Here is a 20062-nt window from a genome sequence, read left to right on the forward strand (position 1 = left end):
ACCGCCACCCGCCATCAAGCGGGATTTTTTTTGCCTGGAGAAAGCCATGCCCATCAACGCGCAGCAGTTGCTGCTGATCCTCCCGAACGCCGGCGGCAACGTCGGCGTTTTTGCACCTGCCCTCAACACAGCCATGGGCCGGTACCAGATCATCGGCCGCGAGCGCGTGGCTGCCTTCATCGCGCAGATCGGCCATGAGTCCGGCCAACTGCGCTACGTCCGTGAACTGTGGGGGCCAACGCCGGCCCAGGTCCGTTACGAGGGCAGGGCAGACCTCGGCAACACCAGGCCAGGCGACGGCTTCAGGTTCCGGGGGCGCGGCCTGATCCAGATCACTGGCCGGGCCAACTACGCCGAATGCGGCGAAGCCATGGGCCTTGACTTGATCAGTCACCCTGAGCTGCTGAAGCAACCTGAGTGGGCTGCGAAGTCTGCCGCATGGTTCTGGTCGACGCGGGGGCTCAACGGGCTCGCGGATGCAGGCGCCTTCGACAAAATCACTAGCCGGATCAATGGAGGGCAGAACGGTGCTGCTGATCGCCGGGCGCTGTACGAGCGGGCCCTGGAGGTTCTTGCATGACTCCCGCCACGCTGAAACTACTGATCGCCGGCGTGGCGGTGGCGTTGATCCTCGCTATGAGCGCGACATGGAAGATTCAGGACTGGCGGTATAGCGGTCGGCTGTCTGAGCAGGGCCGCCTGCACCAGTCCGACCTGAACAAGATCAGTAGCGCGGCCGCCGCCCAGGCCCAGGCAGAGCAGGGCAAGCGTCTGGCTTTGGAGCAGCAGCTGTCGGCCAGCGAACAAACCCACTATAAGGAGCTGAGCAATGCCCAACGTGATCAAGATCGCCTACGTGATCGCCTTGCTACTGCTGATGTCCGGCTGTCAGTCCTCCTTGCCGAGGATCCAGCCAGTTGCAACGCAGTGCCTACCGCCGCCGGCCCCGTTGGCGTGGTTCATGGAGCCCGTCGAGCCCAACTTGACCCAGCGCATGCTCAAAGAATTATCGCCATCACCGACGCCGGCGACCGGGGGCTGATCGCGCTGCGGGCGTGCCAGGCCTACGCTAAAGAAGTGAGTCGGCGATAGGCCTGATCAGCTCGGGCCCCTGGTTGCGGACGTTGCCGATAGCGCTATCCACCCTGAACCATTCGAAGGCCTCGGCCGGTTCGCCCTGGTGCAACACCATCTGTTCGGCGCGTTCCTTCGGTGTGGCCGGGTCCAGCCACTCGCGAGCCAGTTCGGGTGTCAGCACCACGGGCCGGCGGTCGTGGATGTCGACCATGCCGCCGGCGCTGTCGGCGGTGATGATTACGAAGCCGTCGTGCTCGCCCGGTTCACGCCCGCCGGTGGGGAACTGGCCTATCGAGGCGCACAGGACAGGCGCCTGGTCCCGTCGGCGGATCAAGTAGGGCTGCTTCTTCGGTCCGCCTTCATCGACCCACTCGAACCAGTTGTTGATCGGAGTGATGGCGCGGTTTGGCCAGATCGGCCGGTAGAAAGGGCCGTGGGCCACTTTCTCTACTCGGGCATTAATCGGCGCGGCGCGGTCCTTGGCCCAGTGCGGCCGCCAGCCCCATCGCACAGGGTCGGCGTGCAGAACGTCGTCCTCCTGGTGCAATAGGGCCAGCTGTTGCGACGGCGCGCCGTTGTACCGCTTCAAAGGCTGGTCGCCTACGGTGCTGACCATGGCGTTGGGCATGCTCAACACAGCCACGAAGTCGTGGATGCCGGTGTATTGCGAGATTCGTCCGCACATGACGTCTACCCCTCATTCACCTGGCGGGTTACTGGCGAGCATGCTCTCGGGAAGGCTGTCCCCCTCGTAAACCTTGAGGCGCTGGTACAGCTCGGCTACGAGTGCGTTTCTGGCCATATGATCGCCCTTCGACTTGTTCATTAGATGGACATACCGAATATGCTCTGAATTCCATTTCTCCTTGGCCTCCTTCAGCTCGGCCCGAAGTCTCGCGCATTCCTTGGCTTCGGCGGCGTGCATTTCGATCAATCCGAAAATGTCCTGGCGCGCCTTGCGCAGCTGGGTGGTCAGTTCCAGCACCTCGTTCTCAAGCATGAGACAGGAGTGCTTGTACATTTCCAGGGGTGTTGGGGTGCCCAGCCAATCGCTGGTGTCTTCGATTTCATACGGGTCCATGACCATGCCTTGCTTATACTGTTTGGATATACAGTAATCGAGGCGGGATAATTCCTGCGAGGGTGAGGCGACGAGCAGCGCTATTTCACTCGGGCGCCATCAGCACAGCGAGCGTCAGCTTTATGAACTCTTCATTCTTATCGATCGTGTCCAGAGCGCCCCGCACATTATCGGCAACGTCGCCCGAGCCGCGAGCTTCGACCCAGTTGGAGAGCTCCATGATGGCCGCTTCGAGGGCGAGCTGGTTCTCGTTGATCTTGTAAAGCAGGGAGGGGAGAAGGTCTGAGTTGGGCATGGGACGATTCCTTGGGCAATGGAATCAGCGTAGCAGTCGGCGGCGGGGGGTGGAGTTATGCCGAATCGGCATGAAGCGGGAGGAGGGCGTCACGCGGATGGCGGCGTTATCTGATCGGAAAGACGGCAATTCCTGGGCCGCAATCATTTCAAGGTATGCGGAAACATTGTGCTAGATGGCAGGTGTTTAGGCGCGATTGCGGACCAAAAAAGCTATCGCAACGTGCGGCCTGATTGATTTCCCCTCGGGACTTAAAATCCCCCGCTCGTAAGGGCGTGCCGGTTCGATTCCGGCTTCGGGCACCATACAAAACAAAGGGTTGCATGATATTCCTCACGCAACCCTTTTTATTTGCTCCGCTTAAAGCCTCCAGCCTCCGATCACAATCTGCGCCGAAACGCCTCCAGTATCTCCCGCGTGCCCTTTTTCATCTGCAACTGGGCAATGGCATCCAGCGGATGCCAGAGGCAGTCGCAGATTTCGTTCTGTGGCCTGGCCGCCTTCGAGTCGTTGACCGAAGCTTCGAACACGTGGTGTTCGGTACCGCCTTCGTTGAGCCGCATCAGATAGAGAAGGTTTTCGGCGCTCAGTCCGGTTTCCTCCGCCAGCTCTCTCAGTGCTGCGTCGGCATGGCTTTCGCCGCGCTCGACAGTGCCACCCGGCAGGGCCCAGCGGCTCTTGGGTTTTCGCACCAGCAGGATATGCCGGTCTTCTTCGCAGATGACGGTCGCTCGAATTTTCATAGCCTTGCCCACTCACCGACTGTCATTAAATTGCAATATAACTGCAATATTTGAGCCTTGCGCGGTCGGTGTGTTCAAAATGTATTATTTTGCTGATACCTGTGGGACCGCGTGCCAACGGCAAAGGCTGCATTCATTTCCCCAGCGGTACGCTTTAGCGACCGGTCATCGCCAAAAATGAATCAGCTGGGAAAAAACGCATCAATGGTGGGTGGACGAAACCGGTCCCGGTAAATGGGGGAACGAGCAAAATGACCACCGTTGAAGATTTCAAGATCAAATCCCACGAGCTTTTAGTCGAGCTCGATACCGCAACATCAGAAATGATGGCGCTGATCTGTATCCATCAAATGTCCGGGAATGCCTGGGAAGAGGCCGTCCGGCGTCAACATGAGGCCTATGAGCAATGGGTCGCCTATCTGAACGAACGCGAGTAGCTGCACGGCTGTCACGCCACCGGTTAAGCAGATTCTTTGAACGGACCCTCGGTGGCCATGCCTAATCCATAGACTGACAAGAGGATTAGGCCATGTCTGAATTAGCCAGTTATTTCTGGATCGCCGTTGCGGTGCTGCTGTTGCTCGTGGATTTGTGGGCGATTGTCAGTGTCTTCCGGAGCGATAAATCGGCCGGTACCAAGGCAGGCTGGGCGTTGCTGTTGATCATCCTGCCTGTGCTGGGCTTGATTGTCTGGGGCGTGGCGGGGCCGCGAGGCATGAAGAACCCGCCTTCATCGCCCGAGCACAGCAAGGGCTGACGCAGCCTATGCGAGCCACCCGGTCAGCGGTTTTTCCACTGGCCGCCGGTGGTTTCGCAGTCCTTTTGCGCTTGCTGAAGCTGTTGCGCGCCGTAGTAGTACCAAATGACTTGCGCATTGTCCGGAAGGTTGGCAGAGCCACCGCTGCGGTCCTTGCTGGTTGAATGGGGATTGGCCAGGGCTTCCTGGGTGAGCCGGGCCTGGCAGGTCGCCACATAGCCCTCGGCGCAGCGCTCGACCGGTTTCTTCTCGGTGCTCAAGGTTCCTTTGCTTTCATTGCTGCACGACCAGCCGATGGCCTCGGAGGGCACGCCTTTATATTCATAACAACTGCGCGTTTCGATTTCAGCTACCGCTTGGCTCTGGGACCGAGAAGTGACGTCACATCCCTGGGCCATGACGGTGGAAGGCACTGCGCAGGCGACCAGCAGCAGGACTTTGGCATTCATGAGGATTCTCCCTTTCGACGTTTCTTTGCAGCCATACCTATCAATATCGAGGCGCAAAGAACGGTCCTTGTTCCATCGGTTTTTCAACCGGTAGACCGTAGGGTGAATCTGTCAGGCAACAATCATCAACGCAGCCTGACGCTACCGAAACTTGGGTAGCGGTGGCTCCGTGGGCTTCAACGAGGACAATGCGCTCTGGATCGAAGGGGCGTCTTTCTCGATGTCGTTGAGGCGATCGCGGATACGGACAGCGGCGGGGTGGCCACCCTGGTGGTCGACCCAGTCAGCGATTTCCTTGCAGGCTGCGGTCAGCCGAGCCTGGCGCGATTCCAGCAAAGTGAGCAGGGTGGTGATGGACTCTTTTTCGGACATGTCACACCTCCATTCAAGGTTGAGGATCAGGCAGCACAAAACCCATCGGTAATGACGGGTAATGCTGCAATAAAGCGTAGTTGAGTTATTTCTGGTCTGTGGAACATCCGGCGCGCGACTGGACAGTCGGCGCGCCAGGATCTGTCATATCAGTTTCAGCCGGACTCCTTTATCCACGAAGGCGCGACGGAAGCTCGCCAGCGCACATCGGTAATACCGTATTTTTCCGCCATGGGTTTTGATACCCGCTTGACCTTTTCCCTGCCGAATTTGGGTATGCGCCCAACACCCGCGTCGCAACTGGCCCAATGCCAAGCTTCGGAGTTATTCATCAAGTCTGCGCGAATGATGAAAGACTTGGGCTCGCCATGGAGCATGTAGTCGATGATGTAAAGCGATGGACCGCCCATAAATCCTCCCTAATTGATCCTATACGGATGGATACGGAGGCGTTCGGAAAATTCCATCGGATTTCCAGACGGTCGAAAACCCACTGCGCAGGCCTTTGGCCAGTTTACGCCGCATCGCCTGCAACGGCAGTGCTCACGGTGTGGAACCAAACCCGGTTAACCTTCTCCAAGATGAGCTTCAAAACAGGGTGCCAGGGATCGAAGGCGACGCATTGCGGCACTGAATAAAGGCAAAACATGAAAAATATCGTCGGGGCGCTGGTCATGATATTCATCGCCAGCGGTTTGTCGGGTTGCATTGGATCACCCATCGAACTGACCCCGAACACCGAGCAACGCTTGCGCGCTCAACCTCCGATCCGTTTCCTGCTGACCTTTGACGATGGTCCCAGCGCATCGTCGTTCTGGAATCCTAGCCTGGATGTGTTGGACGCCCTTGCGCATAACCCGGTGCAGCCAGGGATCAAGGCTATATTTTTTGTCCAGACGCGTGCGCCGCGAGCCGGCGGCAGCGACGTCGGCCGTTCAGTCATGCGTCGTGAGCACTTGGAAGGGCACCTGCTGGGCTTTCATACCGCGACCCATTGGCACACCAATCATCGGTTCCTGAACCCTGACGAACTGGAGCAGTCGCTCGTCAACGGCACAAACGATATTGGCGCAGTGACCGGCGCGCCGCCCAGCCTGGTAAGGCCACCGTTCTGGAGTTATGACAGGCGCACCTTCGCCGCCTATCAGCGGCACGGCATGCACGTATTGCTGACGGACTTGAGTGCCAACGATGGAAAAGTCTGGGGCATCACCCTGAGTCCGCGACGCCGGATGAACCTGACACGCCAACTCTCCGAAGCGCGTGAGCGCATCGCTGCCGGGCAACTGCCAGCCGTGGACGGGGTGATACCGGTCGTGGTGACCTTCCATGACCTCAATCGCTATACCGCTCGCCACGCCCGTGAGTACCTGCAGATTCTGCTCGACAGTGCACGAGACACCGGCCTGAAGACGGCTGCCAAGCCTTTTTATGACGACAGCCAGGCCCTTGAGCGCGCTGCGATGGCGCGCACGGTCCAGAATACCTCCCAGCCCGTGCACCTGCCTGGTTTGTGGGATTGGCTGTGGGATTCGGACGCCCATTGATGGGATTGCTCGCTGGACATGGCGCGACGTTCGGTAGGCACCGGGCCGAAAACCGGGAGTAAGGTAGACGCCGTAGACCGGTTTTTTCAGGAGGTGACGATCATGAGTACTGCGATGCTGACGAAAATGCACATCAATGGTTATGACGTGCTCAGCGTAAACAGCGGCCCGTGGCGGGTTTGTACCCAGGCCGACCGGTTAGGCTCCTTCGCTTCGCGCGAGGAAGCGCTGGCCTATGCTGCGGCGTTACCGGCCAGGAGGCGCCGTAGCGTGCAGCCAGGCAACACTCGGTAGCCGAGAAGCGCGGCGGGCAGTCAAACCCGCCGCGCTGCCTATCGAATCAGGAAACCGCCAGGTCCAGCGGGATTTCCAGGGTGAACACCGCGCCTTGCCCAGGCCCGTCACTGTGGACATGAAGGCGGCCATTCATTTCGACCGCCGCTAAAGCGCAACTGTGCAAGCCGAATCCGTGGCCATTCTGGCGGGTGGTGAACCCATGATTGAAGATCCTGGCCAAGTTCTCAGGCGCGATGCCTTCGCCACGATCCTTGACGGATATACATAAGGTTGCCGGCTCGACGATCCGAATGCTCAAGATCATTTCCCGAGGCGGTTCGATATGGGACATGGCGAACTTGGCGTTGCTGATCAAGTTGATCAGGATCAGCAGCAACCGGTGCTTGTCGCCCAGAATCACCGGTGTGTCCTGGTAATCCTTGATCACCGTGACATGGTGCCGGCTCAGCGCGCCCGAATTCATGCGCAATGCATCTTCGAACAGATCGGTGATACTCAGTGGCTCGATCAGCCTGGCGGCCCCGGCGTAGGTTTGCTGGGTCGTGACGATTTCCTTGATGTGATCGATGCTTCTGGTCAGTTGCGCCAGCTCTTCAATGAGCAGCGCCTGTTCGGCGGCAACGGAGTCGGCCAGTTCATTGAAGTAGCGGGGCAACAGCTTGCCTTTTTCGTCCTCGGTGATGAACTGGCCCAGATCCTGGGTATGTTCGTTCATCATCCTGACCGCTCTGCCCAAACCCTGCGTCTTGCTGTTCTTCAACTTTCGGCTCACCAGCTCCGCTGAAATATTCACGCTGTTGAGCACGTTGCCGACGTTGTGCAAGACGTTCGTCGCGATCTCGGCCATGCCCGCCATGCGTGCAGCATCCACCAACTCGCGCTCGGCCTCTTTCAACGCCTGCGTACGCTCTTGCACGCGCTCTTCCAGATTGTCGTTGGAAGCCTGCAGCTCATGGTTGATCTGGTTGATGACGGAATAGCTGCGAACCAGTCGCACGGCGAGGTAAATCATTAACAGCGCCATCAGGCTGGCGCAGACCCCCAGGTACATATGGTACTGGCGGTCTGTCGCGGCCGTCCGGCGTTGCGTTTCGTTCAACAGCTCGTTGATGCTGTCCAGTTCCTGGGCTACTGGTATGACGCTGATGCGATCCAGCAGGTCGTTGACCAACGGCTGCTCTTGAATGATGGTCTTGACGTGCTGTATCAGGGCAATAAAGGTCGGGCGAGAGGAGGCGGGCAACGAATCAATGTGTTGTTCGAGTTCGTTCAACCGGTCTTGTACTTCCGCCGCTTTGTCCGAGGTGACGTAAAGTGCGTATTCTAAAGTGGTCAACGCCAGGTCGAGGACATTGGAGGCTGCCGTCAGGCGGGCAATCTCCCCGTCGGCTTTCATCTCCTGCAGCAAGGTTTGTATTTGATCTTCAACCGTCGGTAGTGCGTCCAATGACGTGCGCAAGTTGGCATTGTGTTGCTCGAATTGCGCCACCAACAGGCTCTTGTTCTTGACCGCATCCACATAGCCCTGGCGCCTTGAGGCCCACAGCGTTGCCAGCGGACCGGAGTGGTTCAGTCGCTCCAATTGCTCCCATCGGCTTTGCGCTTCGGGCGGCGGGGTGAGCGAAAGGTTGTTGTTGACGCCTATTTTTTTCCGAAGGATTTTTACGTTCCAGTTCGCGTCGGCTTGTTTGAGTTGGCGAATGAAGTCGCGCGACTCGAAGTAAGTCGATGTGTCGTAGGTGTAGGACTTTATTAAAAAGAAAATCAGCGCCGAGAAAACAATCAGCGCCGCGGCCAACAAGGCGGGCCATTTGTATTTTCTGAAGAGAATGGTCACGCGTTTCTCCAGTTCATGATGGAGGTCGAAGCACGTGCAGGGTTCTGCAATGAATGGAAATGATCAGGGCGATAGGTTGCGCAGGGGATATAGCGGAGGAGTAGCGTCGGTATGCTTTTGCCTGGGTACACGTCGAGCTCCCTGCTAACGATGGAATAACGGGTGCGTCAGTGACCGAAGTGTAGCGTCAACGAGACGGGGCTGCGTTTCCTCGGTGGTGCGATGTAGGGGAAGCGCGGCCAGAATTGACCGCGCGGGCAGGACTTACTTCAGATCGATGAAGGGCAGTGCGGTGTTTGGCAGCATGGTCGTGGGCAACTGGCCGTTCCAGCGCTCGGCCTTGGTCAGTTCAACCAGGTTCTGGTTACTGGCCAGCGCCTGGGCGCGCGCCTTGATGGCCTCGGCTTCAGCCTTGCCGCGCAGTTCAGTGGCGAGGGCATCTGCCTTGGCCTGGGCAACCTGCGAATCGGCTTCCGCCTGGGCCTGGGTCACGCGAATCTGCGCCTGGACCTGCTCGGTGGCGAGCTGTTGCTCACGGGTCTTGACCTGGACTTCCGCCGCCATGCGCGCTTCGATGGCTTTTTCGTAGGCATCGCTGAAATCGATGTTCTCGACCTGGACGCTGTCGATGATCACCGGCCCGGTAATCGTCGCCTTGATTGCCGCCGAAATATCGTTGACCAACTGAACGCGGTTCTGCACTGCGGCGACAGCGTTGAACTTGCCAAACACGTTCTCGACCTGGGTCGGCACCTGTCGGCTGATCATCCGGTCCCGAATGCCTTCGAGGTCCTTGAACTGGGTATAGACCTTGGCCACATCGGAAGGCGCGATGTGCCAGGACACCGACACCTTGAGTTCGGCGGATTGCTGGTCCTTGCTGTACGCCTGCAGGTCATTGTAGGAGGTGACCTGGCTTTGCGTGCTGATCAAGCGGACCGACTCGATAAACGGCATCTTGAACGACAAACCCGGCTCAACCACGCCGACCAGGGCTCCGTTGCGCAAGAGCACGCCGCGCTCGGTCTCATCAACGGTGTACCAACTGCCATAGAACACGCATAACAGGACCACGCCGAGAATTGCAGCGGCGATCGAACCGATGGTTTTGCTGTTCACTTTACTTTCCTTGAGTGGGGTTGGAGATGGCATGCACTGTTTCCTTTGTGAAGACCGTCACTGTTTTTTCAAACGCCAGACACGAAAAAGCCCTGAAAATTCAGGGCTCTAACGTTAGAAGATGGCGGAGGCGATGGGATTCGAACTCATGGACCTGTTACAGTCGACGGTTTTCAAGACCGTTGCCTTAAACCACTCGGCCACACCTCCGTATTGCGTTGCGGGCGCCATAATACCCGAATGAAACACACTGTCAAACTCTCTACGTAGCTTGTTACAGAGCGTCTGTTATGATCCATGCCACTGAATGTTTCAAAACCGGAGGAGTGTCGCCATGCGCGAACAGGATTACGCAGTGAACAACAGCGTGCAGGCTGAGCAGCTAGAGGTTAGCCGCGTCCTGCGCAACACTTATGGCCTGCTGGCACTCACGCTCGCTTTCAGCGGTGTGATGGCCTTCGTCGCACAACAGATGCGTGTCGGTTACCCGAACATCTTCGTCGTGCTGATCGGTTTCTACGGCCTGTTCTTCCTTACCAACAAGCTTCGCGATTCGGCCTGGGGCCTGGTTTCGGCGTTTGCCCTGACCGGTTTCATGGGCTTTTTGCTTGGCCCGATCCTCAACCGTTACCTGGGCATGCAGGGCGGCGCTGAAGTGGTCAGCTCGGCTTTCGCGATGACAGCCCTGGTATTCGGCGGCCTGTCGGCCTACGTGCTGATCTCCCGCAAGGACATGAGTTTCCTGAGCGGTTTCATCACCGCCGGTTTCTTCGTGTTGCTGGGCGCGGTAGTGGCTAGCTTCTTCTTCCAGATCAGCGGCCTCCAGCTGGCAATCAGCGCCGGCTTCGTGCTGTTCTCGTCGGTCTGCATCCTGTACCAGACCAGCGCCATCATCCACGGCGGCGAGCGCAACTACATCATGGCGACCGTCAGCCTGTATGTGTCGATCTACAACCTGTTTGTCAGCTTGTTGCAGCTGTTTGGCCTGATGGGTCGCGACGACTGATATTGATGGAGCGTCTGCTTCGGTGTGAGCTGTTGATTTGAGGAACGGCGCCTCTCCTGAAAGGGAGGGCGCCGTTTTTTTTCGCCTTTTTTTCGGGTTATTGCGGGACCGGCAACAGAATCATCACAACCAGGGGTTTTGCGCCAAGTGCTTACTCTCAAAGCGGCGGATCTGTTCCGCGCGTTGAAGCGTGGCACCAATGGCATCCAACCCGAGCAGCAGCGATTGCTTACGCAGTCCGTCGATCTCGAACGAAACGACGGTACCGTCCGCTAGTTCAATGCACTGGCCAGGCAAATTGACGTTGATGTGCGCCGTTTCGGCCTGGCTGATAACGTCCGCGACTTTCTTCCACCGGGTCTCGGGAAGCTCAATCAGCAGTACCCCGTTTCGCTGGCAATTGTCGTAGAAGATCCCCGCGAAGCTCGTCCCGATCAGCGCCCGAATGCCCACCTGCTTCAATCCCCACACAGCATGTTCCCGGCTCGAGCCGCAGCCAAAATTGTCGCCCACCACCAGAAACGTTGCCCCGCGCCAGCCGGGTCTATTGAGGACGAAATCAGGATTGGGAACGCCAGGCTCCAGCCATCTCAGGTCGAAAAACAGGCCGCGGTCCAGCCCTTGGCGGTCGATGCCCTTGAGAAACTGCTTGGGCATGATCACGTCAGTGTCGATGTTGGCCGCCAGCAGTGGGGCGGCGATGCCAGCGACGGTGTCAAAAGGTTGCATGCTTCAAGCCTCCGCGAGCAGTGAACGAACGTCAGTCAGATGGCCGGTTATCGCCGCGGCAGCGACCATGGCCGGGCTCATCAGGTGGGTGCGCGCGCCTGCGCCCTGGCGTCCTTCAAAGTTGCGATTGGTGCTGGACGCGCAGCGATCCCCAGGGGCCAGTACGTCGTCGTTCATCGCCAGGCACATCGAGCAGCCCGACTGGCGCCATTCGAACCCGGCGTCGCGGAAGATCCCGGCCAGTCCTTCTTCTTCGGCCTGGTCACGCACGGCGGTGGAGCCGGGCACGATCATCGCGCGCACATGGGCCGCCACGCGCTTGCCGCGTACGACACGTGCCGCGTCGCGCAAGTCTTCGATACGCGCATTGGTGCAGGAGCCGATGAACGCATGACTGATGACCACCTCATTGAGCAGCATCCCTGGCGTCAAGCCCATGTAGTCCAACGCCCTTTGCAGGCCCTGGCGCAGGATTGGATCGGGCTGCGTCGATGGGTCCGGCACGCGAGCGCCTATCGGCGACGCCTGGTCGGGGCTGGTGCCCCAAGTCACCATGGGTTCCAACGCATTGACATCGAGTGTCACTTCCCGATCGAACACCGCGCCTTCATCGCTGTGCAATGCTCGCCACTTGGCCACTGCCCGCTCCCACAATTCGCCCCGGGGAGCCCGGGGCTTGGCTTGCAGGTAGGCGAAGACTTTGTCATCCGGCGCCATGAAGGCGCCTCGGGCTCCGGCCTCAACGGCCATGTTGCAAATGGTCATCCTGGCTTCGACGCTCAGGGCGGTAATGGCCGGGCCCGCGAATTCGATGGCATATCCGGTGGCACCGGAGGCGCCGATCTGTTCAATCAAAGCCATGATGATGTCCTTGGCGGTGACTCCCGCCCCGAGCTCGCCATTCACTATGACGCGCAGGGTTTTCAAGCGCTTGTAGACCAGTGTCTGCGTTGCCAGAAGGTGTTCTATTTCGGAGGTGCCGATGCCAAAACCAAACGCTCCCAATGCGCCGTAGGTGGTGGTATGGCTATCGCCGGCGGCGACGACCATGCCCGGCAGGATAAAGCCTTGTTCAGGGGCCACGACGTGCTCGATGCCTTGGCGTTTGTCGAGTACATCGAACAGCTCAATGCCGAAGTCGCGACAATTTTCGGCAAAGTACGACACCTGCCGGGCACCGCCGGCGTCCGGCATGGTTGCGATGCGCTGGGGCGTCGTCGGGTTGACGTGGTCGACCACCGCAAGGGTTGCGCTCGGCCGCCAGACGCTGCGGCGGGTTTCGCGCAGGCCGCTGAAGGCTTGCGGGCTGGTGTACTCGTTCGCGACTTGACGGTCGATGTAGAGCAGCACATGACCCTGGTCGTCCAGCGGGCAGACGGTATGGCTGTCGATGTGTTTCTGATAGAGGGTTCTCGGGCTGTTCATTCGAGCGCTTCTTGTCTTGGCGGGGCTTGCCTGCCAACAGCATATTCACCGTCAAGCAGGCATCAAGAGCACTAAAGTGAAGGCGTTGCACACGAGTCGTGATCAATCATCCGGCAGGGGCGGCGGGCAGGCCGCCCCGAGGTGAGTGATCAGCGCCTGCCGGTGCGGGTGCTGACGTCCACCCACACGGCCAGGACCAGGATGCTGCCTTTGACGATCATCTGCCAGTAGCTGTCGACGTCGAGCATCGACATGCCGTTGTCCAGGCTGGTGATGACCAAAGCACCGAGCAGCGCGCCGTAGACCGTACCGGAACCGCCGCGCATGGAGGTGCCGCCGATGAAGCAGGCGGCGATGGCGTCCAGTTCGCCCATGTTGCCGGCCGACGGTGAGCCGGCGGCCAGGCGCGCCGTGTTGACCATGCCGGCGAGGGCGCACATCACGCCCATGATGCCGAAGATCCACAGCTTCACCGCCTGCACGTTGATGCCCGACAGGCGCGTGGCCTCCATGTTGCTGCCCACCGAATAGACGCGACGGCCGAAGACGGTCTGGCTGGTCACGTAGCTGAACACGCCGAGCAGGACCAGCAGCAGCAACACCGGAACCGGAATCCCGTCATAGCTGTTGAGCGTGTAGACGAACCCGGCCAGCACCGCGCCAATCAACACCACTCGCACCACGTCCCGCGCCAGAGAATGCGCCGCGAGGCCGTGAAGGGCACGATTGCGCCGCTGCTTCCAGGTCAGAAACAGGGTCAGGGCGAACAACAGCACGCCAAGTCCCGTGCCGGCCGCGTGGGGTAAATAACCCTGGCCGACATAAACCAGCTCCGGCGACACCGGGGCGATGGTGGTGCCACCGGTGATGCCCAGCAGAATGCCGCGAAACGCCAGCATGCCGCCCAGACCCACGATGAAGGAGGGGATGCGCAGGTAGGCGGTCATGTAGCCGTTGGCGAGGCCAATGACCAGTCCGCACAGGGCGACCACGCTGAGGTTCGCCAGCAGCGGAATGTGGTAGACCACGTCAAGAATCGCTGCCAGCCCGCCCAACAGGCCCAGCAAGGAGCCCACCGAAAGATCGATCTCGCCGCTGATGATCACCAGCACCATGCCGCAGGCCAGGATGCCGGTGATCGACATCTGCCGCAGCAGGTTGGAGAGGTTGCGCGGGGTCAGGAATCCACCGTCGGTTTGCCAACTGAAGAACAGCCAGATAATCGCCACGGCAATCACCAGGGCAAGCATTTTGTAGCGGGTGAACAGTTGTTTGACCTGGTTCATCTACGCGGACTTCCGATCATTGTTGTGAGGATCTTCGGGATGGCTGAGCGCGGCAGCGAGCACCTGTTCCTGGGTCAATTGCTGGTTGATGAAATCGCCGCGCAGCTGGCCTTCGCCGATCACCAGCACGCGATCGGAAACCCCCAGCACTTCGGCCAGTTCCGAGGACACCATGATGATTGACACACCTTCGGCCGCCAACGCGCCCATCAGCTTGTAGATTTCGTACTTGGCACCGACATCCACGCCGCGGGTCGGCTCGTCGAGAATCAACACCCTGGGCTTGGTCAGGAGCATCTTCGCCAGCACGGCTTTTTGCTGGTTGCCCCCGGAAAGACTGGTGATCGGCAGGAACGGGGTCGCGGTCTTCAGGTGCATGCGCGAGATTTCCCGGTCGATGCTGCCCAGCTCGGCCTCGGCGTCGATGCGGGTCAGTTTCGAGTAGTTGTCCAGCACGGCCAGGGTGATGTTCTGGCCGACACCCAGGTCCGGAATGATGCCTTGGCGCTTGCGGTCTTCGGGGACCATGCACAGGCCGGCGCGGATGGACTTGAGTGGCGTGCCGGTGTCGATGCGCTGGCCGTCCAGCCAGACTTCGCCTTCATGACGACCGGGATAGGCGCCGAACAGCGCCGACACCAGTTCCGTGCGGCCGGCGCCCACCAGCCCGGCGATGCCGAGGATCTCCCCGCGCTTGAGCACGAACGAAATATCGTCGACGCGTTTGCGCCTGGGATTGTCGACGTCGTAGCAGGTGATGTGGCGCGCTTCGAAAATCACCTCGCCCACTTCATGGGGTTCGGTGGGGTAGAGGTTGCTCATTTCCCGCCCGACCATCTGGGTGATGATCTTCGGGATGTCCATGTCAGCCATGGCGGTGGTAGCGATGTGTTTGCCATCGCGAATCACTGAAATGGTGTCGCACACGGCGGCCACTTCATCGAGCTTGTGAGAGATATAGACGCAGGCAACTCCCTTGGCCTTGAGGTCGCGGATGATGTCCAGCAGCACGTCGATTTCCGAGCGGGTCAGGGCCGAGGAGGGCTCATCGAGAATCAGCAGGCGCGCCTGTTTGTTCAGCGCCTTGGCGATTTCCACCAGTTGCTGGTAGCCACCGCCGTACTGCGAAACCGGCAGCGAGACGTTCATGTCAGGCACTTTGAGTTCGCGCATCAGGGCTTCGGCGCGGTGGATCATCGCCGGGTAATTCATGCGCCCGCCGGGCAGCGTCAACTCGTGACCCATGAAGATGTTTTCGGCCACCGACAGGTCGGGAACCAGGGTCAGTTCCTGATGGATGATGACGATCCCGGCGGCTTCGGTGTCGCTGATCGATTGGGCTTTGAGCGGCTGGCCGTCCCAGAGGATCTCACCTTGCCAGGTGCCGTAGGGATAGACTGCCGACAGGACTTTCATCAGGGTGGATTTGCCCGCGCCGTTCTCGCCGCAGAGGCCGACGCATTCACCTGGCTTGACCTTGATGTCGATGCCATTGAGGGCTTTGACACCGTCGAAAGTCTTGACGATGCCGTTCATTTGCAACAGATATTCGGACATGGCGAGGGCTCGTAGAAAAGGGCTCACACATCAACGACAACCCCGCGGGACGGATAAGGATCCCGCGGGGAGTGCGCTCAGGTCATTGTCCGGCGATCTGTGCCTTGGTATAGAACCCGTCCTTTTCCAGCAGGTCGATGTTGTCCTTGGTCAGCGCGGTGGGCGTGAGCAGGATGGTGTCGACTTTTTTGTTGCCATTGTCGTACTGCGAGCTGTAGGTGGGTTTTTCGTTGCGCGCCAGTTGAACCGAGAGTTTGGCCGCTTCGGAGGCGATCAATTTCAGCGGTTTGTAGACAGTCATGGTCTGCGTGCCATCGATGACGCGCTTGACCGCCGCCAGGTCGGCGTCCTGGCCAGAGATGGGCACCTTGCCGGCCAACTTCTGCGCGGCCAGGGCCTGGATGGCGCCGCCGGCGGTGGCGTCGTTGGAGGCGACGATGCCATCGATCTTGTTGTTGTTCCGGGTCAGGGCGTTTTCAACGATGCTCAGGGCTTCGGTGGGGTTCCATTCCTTCACCCATTGCTGGCCGACAATCTTGATGTCGCCCTTGTCGATGGCCGGTTGCAGGACCTTCATCTGGCCTTCACGGAGGATCTTGGCGTTGTTGTCCGTAGGGGCGCCACCGAGCAGGAAATAGTTGCCCTTGGGCGCTGCTTTCAGCACACCGCTGGCCTGCATCTCGCCAACCTTTTCGTTATCGAAGGAAATGTAGGCGTCGATATCGGCATTGAGGATCAGTCGGTCATAGGACACGACCTTGATCCCGGCCTTCTTGGCTTCGGCGACGGCGTTGGTCAGCACGGTGGCGTTGAACGGCACGATGACGATCACGTCGACGCCGCGGGAAATCAGGTTTTCGATCTGGGAAATCTGCTTTTGCTCGTTGGCATCCGCCGACTGCACGAAGACTTTGGCGTCGAGTTTTTCCGCCGCCGCGACGAAGTAGTCACGGTCTCGCGACCAGCGTTCCAGGCGCAGGTCATCGATGGAGAAACCGATTTTCGGGTGGGCGGCGTCGGCCATGACCGGGAGCGATAGCAGGGCCAATGCGCCGGCGAGCAGAGTACGTTTGAAGCTTTTCATGGTGGTGCGTCCTTTTATTGTTTTTTGAAAGACACTGCCTGACGATGAACGTGATGCCGGTAGAACTGTAGAGAGTTGCACGGCGTTGCGGGCACAGATTTGTCGCGCGAATGTAACAACCGCTTTGGCAAGGTCGTTCCTCCGCAGGGGCCGCTTCGCGGCCAGCGGGGATAAATCCCCTCGCCACAGCCCTCAGGGGTAGATGAACCGGTTGACGACGTTTTCGAGCATCTCCTGCCGACCGCTGACGGCTTGCGGATCCAGGTCGTTGGTAAAGGCGTGCTCAGCCAGCGATTCGAGGCTGAAGTCGCCCGCCAGAACGGCCTTGCCGAATGGCTGCTGCCAGCCGGCGTAGCGCTGGTCCTTGAATGCCTGCAACTGGTCGTTCTGCACCATCGCCGCTGCGCGCTCGAGGGAAAGCGCCAGCACGTCCATCGCCGCGACATGACCGTGGAACAGGTCGATGTCGTCCACGCTTTGCCGGCGGACCTTGGAATCGAAGTTGAATCCTCCGTTGCCGAAGCCCCCGGCCTTGAGGATTTCATAGGTGGCCAAGGTCATTTCCTCGACGCTGTTGGGGAACTGGTCAGTGTCCCAACCGTTCTGCGGATCGCCACGGTTGGCGTCGATGCTGCCGAAGATCCCCAGCGAGACCGCCGTGGCGATTTCATGATGGAAACTGTGCCCGGCGAGCGTGGCGTGGTTGGCCTCGATGTTGACCTTGATCTCGTTTTCCAGGCCGAACTGTTGCAAGAAGCCGAACACCGTTGCGCTGTCGTAATCGTATTGATGCTTCGTCGGTTCCTGGGGCTTGGGCTCGATCAGCAGGTCACCCTTGAAGCCGATCTTGTGCTTGTGATCGACCACCATGCGCATGAAACGGCCCAGTTGTTCGCGCTCGCGTTTCAAATCGGTATTGAGCAGGGTTTCGTAACCTTCACGGCCGCCCCACAGCACGTAGTTCGAGCCTTTGAGGCGCTGGGTGGCGTTCATGGCGCTGAACACCTGGGCAGCGGCGCAGGCAAATACTTCCGGGTTCGGATTGCTGGCGGCGCCAGCGGCGAAGCGTGGATTGCTGAAGCAATTGGCGGTGCCCCAGAGCAGTTTGATTCCGCTCTGTTCCTGATGACGTTCCAAGTGGTCGACCATTTGCGCGAAGTGGTTGCGGTATTCCTTCAGCGACTGGCCTTCCGGCGCGACATCGGTGTCATGGAAGCAGTAATAGTCGATGCCCAGTTTGGAGAAAAACTCGAACGCCGCTTCGGCCTTGCCGATCGCCAGCTCCATCGGATCCCCGGCATGTTGCCACGGGCGCTTGAAGGTGCCGGCACCGAACACGTCGGACCCTGGCCAGACAAAGGTGTGCCAGTAGCAGACGGCCATGCGCAGGTGCTCGCGCATGGGTTTGCCGAGCACCAGCTTGTCGGCATCGTAATGGCGGAAGGCAAGCGGGGAGTCGCTGCCCGGGCCCTCATAGCGAATCGTCTCGACATCGGGGAAGTACGGCATGGGACGGTTTCCTTTTTATTCTTGGCGGTGTCCCGATACTAACGCCGCCCCTGTCGGTGCAGATTATGAAAATCACCAACAGACAGTTCGATTTTGAGTATTGAGAATCAACGCCTGCGCGCCTAGTCTGTGTCGATCGGCATAGGGAACACACCATGAAAACCGTCCCGCCCGTTCACCGCATTGCCCTGCTGTTCAATGGCAGCAAGATCTATGATCGCGGCATTATCAGCGGCATCGGCAACTACCTGAGCAGCACGCGCGCGTCCTGGGATCTGTTCCTCGAGGAAGACTTCCTGTGTCGCTTGAAAGGGATCGAACGCTGGCAGGGCGATGGGATCATTGCGGACTTTGACGACCCACTGATTGGCGAGGCGCTGTCCGGGATCAAGTTGCCCGTGGTGGCGGTGGGCGGCTCGTATCGGGATGAGCGCGCCTACCCCAAGGGTATTCCTTATGTCGCCACGGATAATCATGCGCTGATCAAATTGGCCTATGAGCATCTGATCGAGGCCGGGTTGACGCGTTTCGCCTGCTTCAGCCTGCCCGAAGCACAAGCCAATCGCTGGGCCCAGGAGCGGGAGAAAGCCTTTCGCCAATTGGTCCAGCGCGATGGCCTGCACGCTGAGGTCTATCGCGGCATGGGCACTAGCGCGCCACTCTGGGACAGCGCCGTCGAGCAGCAGATTGCCTGGCTGCAAAGCCTGCCCAAGCCCATCGGCATCATCGCCGTCAGCGACGCCCGGGCCCGGCAGTTGTTGCAAGCCTGCCTGACCGCCGGGATTGCCGTGCCGGAAGAAGTCGCCCTGATCGGCATCGACAACGACCCGTTGACCCGCAGCCTGACCCGGGTGCCGCTGAGTTCGGTGGTGCAGGGCACCGAAACCATGGGCCGGACCGCCGCGCGGTTGCTTCACCAAATGCTGCATGGCATGCCGTCCTCGAGCACGCAGGTTCTAATCCCGCCTGATGCGATCAATGTGCAGGTATCGAGCCTGCACCAACCATTGGGCAACCCCTATGTCATGCAGGCACTGCTCTTCATCCGCCAATACGCCTGCCAGGGCATCAAGACCGCCCAGGTGGCGGCTTACGTAGGGGTGTCGCGGTCATCGTTGGAATCGCACTTTCGCAAGGAGCGGGGCTGCAGCGTCCACGACGAAATCCTTCGTTTCAAACTGGCCGCCGCCGCCAAGGGGTTGGAAAACACCGACTCGCCGATTGCCGACATCGCCCAGAATTGTGGTTTCAAATCGGCGCAGTACCTGCACACCGTGTTCCGCCGCGAATTCGGCTGCACGCCTCGGGAGTATCAGGTGCGTCAGGCTGATTGAGGAAATGACTCAGGGCTGCAGATGGCTCTGGTCATCCTTACCCGGCTTGCAACTATTGCTGGGAGTAATAGTGACCATTACCAAATGCAAGTTCTGCTTTGCAGGCTTTCATTGGAAAATCAGCGCCATCAAACACGCCACCCCGTATTTTTATTTTCAGGATCCGACCCATGCGCCCTTTGTCTTTGCTTGCCCTGGCGTTCTCCCCGTTGCTGCTGGCGGGGTGTGCCTCGGCGCCGAACGATCCGACCCTGACCCTGCAGACCAGCAAGACGCCGGCTGAATACGCCGAATGCGTCGTGCCGAAGCTGCAAGACAGCGCGTTGAGCCCGTTGGTCTCGCAGACCCAGCGCAGCTATCGCATCGTCGTGCCGAGCAAGGTGCTGGCAGACAATGTCCTGGAAGCCTACAAGGCCGGCAGCGGCGGCAAGGTGTTCATCTACGAGCGCCATCTGCTGGCCTCCAATCTCGTGCCTTCGAGTTTCGAGCGCGCTGCACAGGAATGCATCTGACCAAGTCGTAAACGCTTTTTACCGTGCTCCTTTGGTTGGCCGCAAC

At 59.5% G+C, this 20062-nt stretch carries 24 protein-coding genes and 2 tRNA genes; 10 read left to right on the forward strand and 16 right to left on the reverse strand.

Going from position 1 to position 20062, the window contains the following annotated elements:
* The first annotated feature begins 46 nt into the window (after positions 1 to 46).
* Positions 47 to 580, forward strand: coding sequence for a glycoside hydrolase family 19 protein (locus tag HU762_RS17835; RefSeq protein WP_186639229.1), 534 nt, complete (start codon positions 47 to 49; stop codon positions 578 to 580).
* A complete protein-coding gene (locus HU762_RS17840; protein ID WP_186639231.1) occupies positions 577 to 1092 on the forward strand; it encodes a lysis system i-spanin subunit Rz in 516 nt (171 codons plus the stop codon). The genes HU762_RS17835 and HU762_RS17840 overlap by 4 nt, the downstream gene beginning before the upstream one ends.
* On the opposite strand, the gene HU762_RS17845 is transcribed toward HU762_RS17840, so the two are convergent.
* From HU762_RS17845 to HU762_RS17855, 3 genes are all read right to left on the reverse strand, one after another.
* On the reverse strand, positions 1070 to 1762 hold the full coding sequence (locus tag HU762_RS17845; protein ID WP_186639233.1) for an SOS response-associated peptidase family protein: 693 nt from the start codon (positions 1760 to 1762) through the stop codon (positions 1070 to 1072). The genes HU762_RS17840 and HU762_RS17845 overlap by 23 nt on opposite strands.
* Before the next feature lie 12 nt (positions 1763 to 1774).
* Positions 1775 to 2158 (reverse strand): hypothetical protein, encoded by a 384-nt coding sequence (locus tag HU762_RS17850; RefSeq protein ID WP_186639235.1) that lies wholly within the window; start codon positions 2156 to 2158, stop codon positions 1775 to 1777.
* A gap of 85 nt (positions 2159 to 2243) precedes the next feature.
* Positions 2244 to 2453 carry a hypothetical protein gene (locus tag HU762_RS17855; protein ID WP_186639236.1) on the reverse strand — a complete coding sequence of 70 codons (210 nt, stop codon included), beginning with the start codon at positions 2451 to 2453 and terminating at the stop codon, positions 2244 to 2246.
* A 227-nt stretch (positions 2454 to 2680) separates the two neighbouring features.
* Here HU762_RS17855 and HU762_RS17860 point away from each other — a divergent pair.
* A tRNA-OTHER gene (locus HU762_RS17860) sits at positions 2681 to 2758 on the forward strand.
* A 75-nt stretch (positions 2759 to 2833) separates the two neighbouring features.
* On the opposite strand, the gene HU762_RS17865 is transcribed toward HU762_RS17860, so the two are convergent.
* Entirely contained in the window at positions 2834 to 3196 is a 363-nt protein-coding gene (locus tag HU762_RS17865; RefSeq protein WP_186639238.1) for an NUDIX domain-containing protein, read from the reverse strand.
* A gap of 251 nt (positions 3197 to 3447) precedes the next feature.
* Here HU762_RS17865 and HU762_RS17870 point away from each other — a divergent pair, with 251 nt between their 5' ends.
* Together HU762_RS17870 and HU762_RS17875 are read left to right on the forward strand one after the other, a co-directional pair.
* Entirely contained in the window at positions 3448 to 3633 is a 186-nt protein-coding gene (locus tag HU762_RS17870; RefSeq protein ID WP_186639240.1) for a hypothetical protein, read from the forward strand.
* Positions 3634 to 3725: 92 nt separating this feature from the next.
* The gene (locus HU762_RS17875) at positions 3726 to 3953 is read left to right on the forward strand and encodes a PLD nuclease N-terminal domain-containing protein (protein WP_186609988.1); all 228 of its coding nucleotides are present in this window, start codon (positions 3726 to 3728) and stop codon (positions 3951 to 3953) included.
* Positions 3954 to 3976: 23 nt separating this feature from the next.
* On the opposite strand, the gene HU762_RS17880 is transcribed toward HU762_RS17875, so the two are convergent.
* The 3 genes from HU762_RS17880 to HU762_RS17890 form a co-directional block, all read right to left on the reverse strand.
* Positions 3977 to 4402, reverse strand: coding sequence for a hypothetical protein (locus tag HU762_RS17880; RefSeq protein ID WP_186639242.1), 426 nt, complete (start codon positions 4400 to 4402; stop codon positions 3977 to 3979).
* A 141-nt stretch (positions 4403 to 4543) separates the two neighbouring features.
* Entirely contained in the window at positions 4544 to 4774 is a 231-nt protein-coding gene (locus HU762_RS17885; protein ID WP_186639244.1) for a hypothetical protein, read from the reverse strand.
* A 155-nt stretch (positions 4775 to 4929) separates the two neighbouring features.
* Entirely contained in the window at positions 4930 to 5184 is a 255-nt protein-coding gene (locus HU762_RS17890; RefSeq protein WP_186609991.1) for a DUF6555 family protein, read from the reverse strand.
* A 237-nt stretch (positions 5185 to 5421) separates the two neighbouring features.
* Here HU762_RS17890 and HU762_RS17895 point away from each other — a divergent pair, with 237 nt between their 5' ends.
* Positions 5422 to 6321 (forward strand): polysaccharide deacetylase family protein, encoded by a 900-nt coding sequence (locus tag HU762_RS17895; RefSeq protein WP_186639246.1) that lies wholly within the window; start codon positions 5422 to 5424, stop codon positions 6319 to 6321.
* Positions 6322 to 6423: 102 nt separating this feature from the next.
* Entirely contained in the window at positions 6424 to 6615 is a 192-nt protein-coding gene (locus tag HU762_RS17900; RefSeq protein WP_186609993.1) for a DUF2188 domain-containing protein, read from the forward strand.
* A gap of 46 nt (positions 6616 to 6661) precedes the next feature.
* On the opposite strand, the gene HU762_RS17905 is transcribed toward HU762_RS17900, so the two are convergent.
* The 3 genes from HU762_RS17905 to HU762_RS17915 all read right to left on the reverse strand — a co-directional run bounded on the left by HU762_RS17905 (position 6662) and on the right by HU762_RS17915 (position 9784).
* Positions 6662 to 8455, reverse strand: coding sequence for a DAHL domain-containing protein (locus tag HU762_RS17905; RefSeq protein ID WP_186639248.1), 1794 nt, complete (start codon positions 8453 to 8455; stop codon positions 6662 to 6664).
* Positions 8456 to 8719: 264 nt separating this feature from the next.
* The gene (locus HU762_RS17910) at positions 8720 to 9574 is read right to left on the reverse strand and encodes a prohibitin family protein (RefSeq protein ID WP_186639386.1); all 855 of its coding nucleotides are present in this window, start codon (positions 9572 to 9574) and stop codon (positions 8720 to 8722) included.
* Between the two features lie 122 nt (positions 9575 to 9696).
* A tRNA-Ser gene (locus HU762_RS17915) sits at positions 9697 to 9784 on the reverse strand.
* Positions 9785 to 9908: 124 nt separating this feature from the next.
* Between HU762_RS17915 and HU762_RS17920 the strand changes: the two genes are divergently transcribed.
* Positions 9909 to 10580 (forward strand): Bax inhibitor-1/YccA family protein, encoded by a 672-nt coding sequence (locus HU762_RS17920; protein ID WP_186609995.1) that lies wholly within the window; start codon positions 9909 to 9911, stop codon positions 10578 to 10580.
* A gap of 123 nt (positions 10581 to 10703) precedes the next feature.
* Here HU762_RS17920 and leuD read toward each other — a convergent pair whose 3' ends face one another.
* The 6 genes from leuD to xylA all read right to left on the reverse strand — a co-directional run bounded on the left by leuD (position 10704) and on the right by xylA (position 18170).
* Positions 10704 to 11309, reverse strand: a complete 606-nt coding sequence (leuD, locus tag HU762_RS17925) for a 3-isopropylmalate dehydratase small subunit (protein ID WP_186639249.1) — start codon at positions 11307 to 11309, stop codon at positions 10704 to 10706.
* A gap of 3 nt (positions 11310 to 11312) precedes the next feature.
* Positions 11313 to 12734, reverse strand: a complete 1422-nt coding sequence (leuC, locus tag HU762_RS17930; protein ID WP_186639251.1) for a 3-isopropylmalate dehydratase large subunit — start codon at positions 12732 to 12734, stop codon at positions 11313 to 11315.
* Positions 12735 to 12883: 149 nt separating this feature from the next.
* Entirely contained in the window at positions 12884 to 14020 is a 1137-nt protein-coding gene (locus HU762_RS17935) for a sugar ABC transporter permease (protein ID WP_186639253.1), read from the reverse strand.
* On the reverse strand, positions 14021 to 15577 hold the full coding sequence (gene xylG, locus HU762_RS17940) for a D-xylose ABC transporter ATP-binding protein (protein ID WP_186639255.1): 1557 nt from the start codon (positions 15575 to 15577) through the stop codon (positions 14021 to 14023).
* An 82-nt stretch (positions 15578 to 15659) separates the two neighbouring features.
* The gene (gene xylF / locus HU762_RS17945) at positions 15660 to 16661 is read right to left on the reverse strand and encodes a D-xylose ABC transporter substrate-binding protein (RefSeq protein ID WP_186639256.1); all 1002 of its coding nucleotides are present in this window, start codon (positions 16659 to 16661) and stop codon (positions 15660 to 15662) included.
* Positions 16662 to 16853: 192 nt separating this feature from the next.
* On the reverse strand, positions 16854 to 18170 hold the full coding sequence (gene xylA / locus HU762_RS17950; RefSeq protein ID WP_186639258.1) for a xylose isomerase: 1317 nt from the start codon (positions 18168 to 18170) through the stop codon (positions 16854 to 16856).
* Between the two features lie 155 nt (positions 18171 to 18325).
* On the opposite strand from xylA, the gene HU762_RS17955 reads away from it, so the two are divergent.
* Positions 18326 to 19504, forward strand: coding sequence for a XylR family transcriptional regulator (locus HU762_RS17955; protein ID WP_186639260.1), 1179 nt, complete (start codon positions 18326 to 18328; stop codon positions 19502 to 19504).
* A gap of 170 nt (positions 19505 to 19674) precedes the next feature.
* A complete protein-coding gene (locus tag HU762_RS17960) occupies positions 19675 to 20016 on the forward strand; it encodes a hypothetical protein (RefSeq protein WP_186639262.1) in 342 nt (113 codons plus the stop codon).
* The last annotated feature ends 46 nt before the right edge of the window (positions 20017 to 20062 follow it).

The organism is Pseudomonas sp. SWRI92 (genome assembly GCF_014268685.1).
In the GTDB taxonomy this organism is placed as follows: domain Bacteria; phylum Pseudomonadota; class Gammaproteobacteria; order Pseudomonadales; family Pseudomonadaceae; genus Aquipseudomonas; species Aquipseudomonas marvdashtae.

Coding starts and splice junctions, on each gene's coding strand:
- HU762_RS17850 (WP_186639235.1), bottom strand. CDS start 2,158: ATGGACCCGTATGAAATCGAAGACACCAGCGATTGGCTGGGCACCCCA.
- HU762_RS17890 (WP_186609991.1), bottom strand. CDS start 5,184: ATGGGCGGTCCATCGCTTTACATCATCGACTACATGCTCCATGGCGAG.
- HU762_RS17880 (WP_186639242.1), bottom strand. CDS start 4,402: ATGAATGCCAAAGTCCTGCTGCTGGTCGCCTGCGCAGTGCCTTCCACC.
- xylA (WP_186639258.1), bottom strand. CDS start 18,170: ATGCCGTACTTCCCCGATGTCGAGACGATTCGCTATGAGGGCCCGGGC.
- HU762_RS17840 (WP_186639231.1), top strand. CDS start 577: ATGACTCCCGCCACGCTGAAACTACTGATCGCCGGCGTGGCGGTGGCG.
- HU762_RS17955 (WP_186639260.1), top strand. CDS start 18,326: ATGAAAACCGTCCCGCCCGTTCACCGCATTGCCCTGCTGTTCAATGGC.
- leuD (WP_186639249.1), bottom strand. CDS start 11,309: ATGCAACCTTTTGACACCGTCGCTGGCATCGCCGCCCCACTGCTGGCG.
- HU762_RS17920 (WP_186609995.1), top strand. CDS start 9,909: ATGCGCGAACAGGATTACGCAGTGAACAACAGCGTGCAGGCTGAGCAG.
- HU762_RS17835 (WP_186639229.1), top strand. CDS start 47: ATGCCCATCAACGCGCAGCAGTTGCTGCTGATCCTCCCGAACGCCGGC.
- HU762_RS17870 (WP_186639240.1), top strand. CDS start 3,448: ATGACCACCGTTGAAGATTTCAAGATCAAATCCCACGAGCTTTTAGTC.
- HU762_RS17845 (WP_186639233.1), bottom strand. CDS start 1,762: ATGTGCGGACGAATCTCGCAATACACCGGCATCCACGACTTCGTGGCT.
- HU762_RS17875 (WP_186609988.1), top strand. CDS start 3,726: ATGTCTGAATTAGCCAGTTATTTCTGGATCGCCGTTGCGGTGCTGCTG.
- leuC (WP_186639251.1), bottom strand. CDS start 12,734: ATGAACAGCCCGAGAACCCTCTATCAGAAACACATCGACAGCCATACC.
- HU762_RS17885 (WP_186639244.1), bottom strand. CDS start 4,774: ATGTCCGAAAAAGAGTCCATCACCACCCTGCTCACTTTGCTGGAATCG.
- HU762_RS17895 (WP_186639246.1), top strand. CDS start 5,422: ATGAAAAATATCGTCGGGGCGCTGGTCATGATATTCATCGCCAGCGGT.
- HU762_RS17855 (WP_186639236.1), bottom strand. CDS start 2,453: ATGCCCAACTCAGACCTTCTCCCCTCCCTGCTTTACAAGATCAACGAG.
- HU762_RS17865 (WP_186639238.1), bottom strand. CDS start 3,196: ATGAAAATTCGAGCGACCGTCATCTGCGAAGAAGACCGGCATATCCTG.
- HU762_RS17935 (WP_186639253.1), bottom strand. CDS start 14,020: ATGAACCAGGTCAAACAACTGTTCACCCGCTACAAAATGCTTGCCCTG.
- xylF (WP_186639256.1), bottom strand. CDS start 16,661: ATGAAAAGCTTCAAACGTACTCTGCTCGCCGGCGCATTGGCCCTGCTA.
- HU762_RS17900 (WP_186609993.1), top strand. CDS start 6,424: ATGAGTACTGCGATGCTGACGAAAATGCACATCAATGGTTATGACGTG.
- xylG (WP_186639255.1), bottom strand. CDS start 15,577: ATGTCCGAATATCTGTTGCAAATGAACGGCATCGTCAAGACTTTCGAC.
- HU762_RS17960 (WP_186639262.1), top strand. CDS start 19,675: ATGCGCCCTTTGTCTTTGCTTGCCCTGGCGTTCTCCCCGTTGCTGCTG.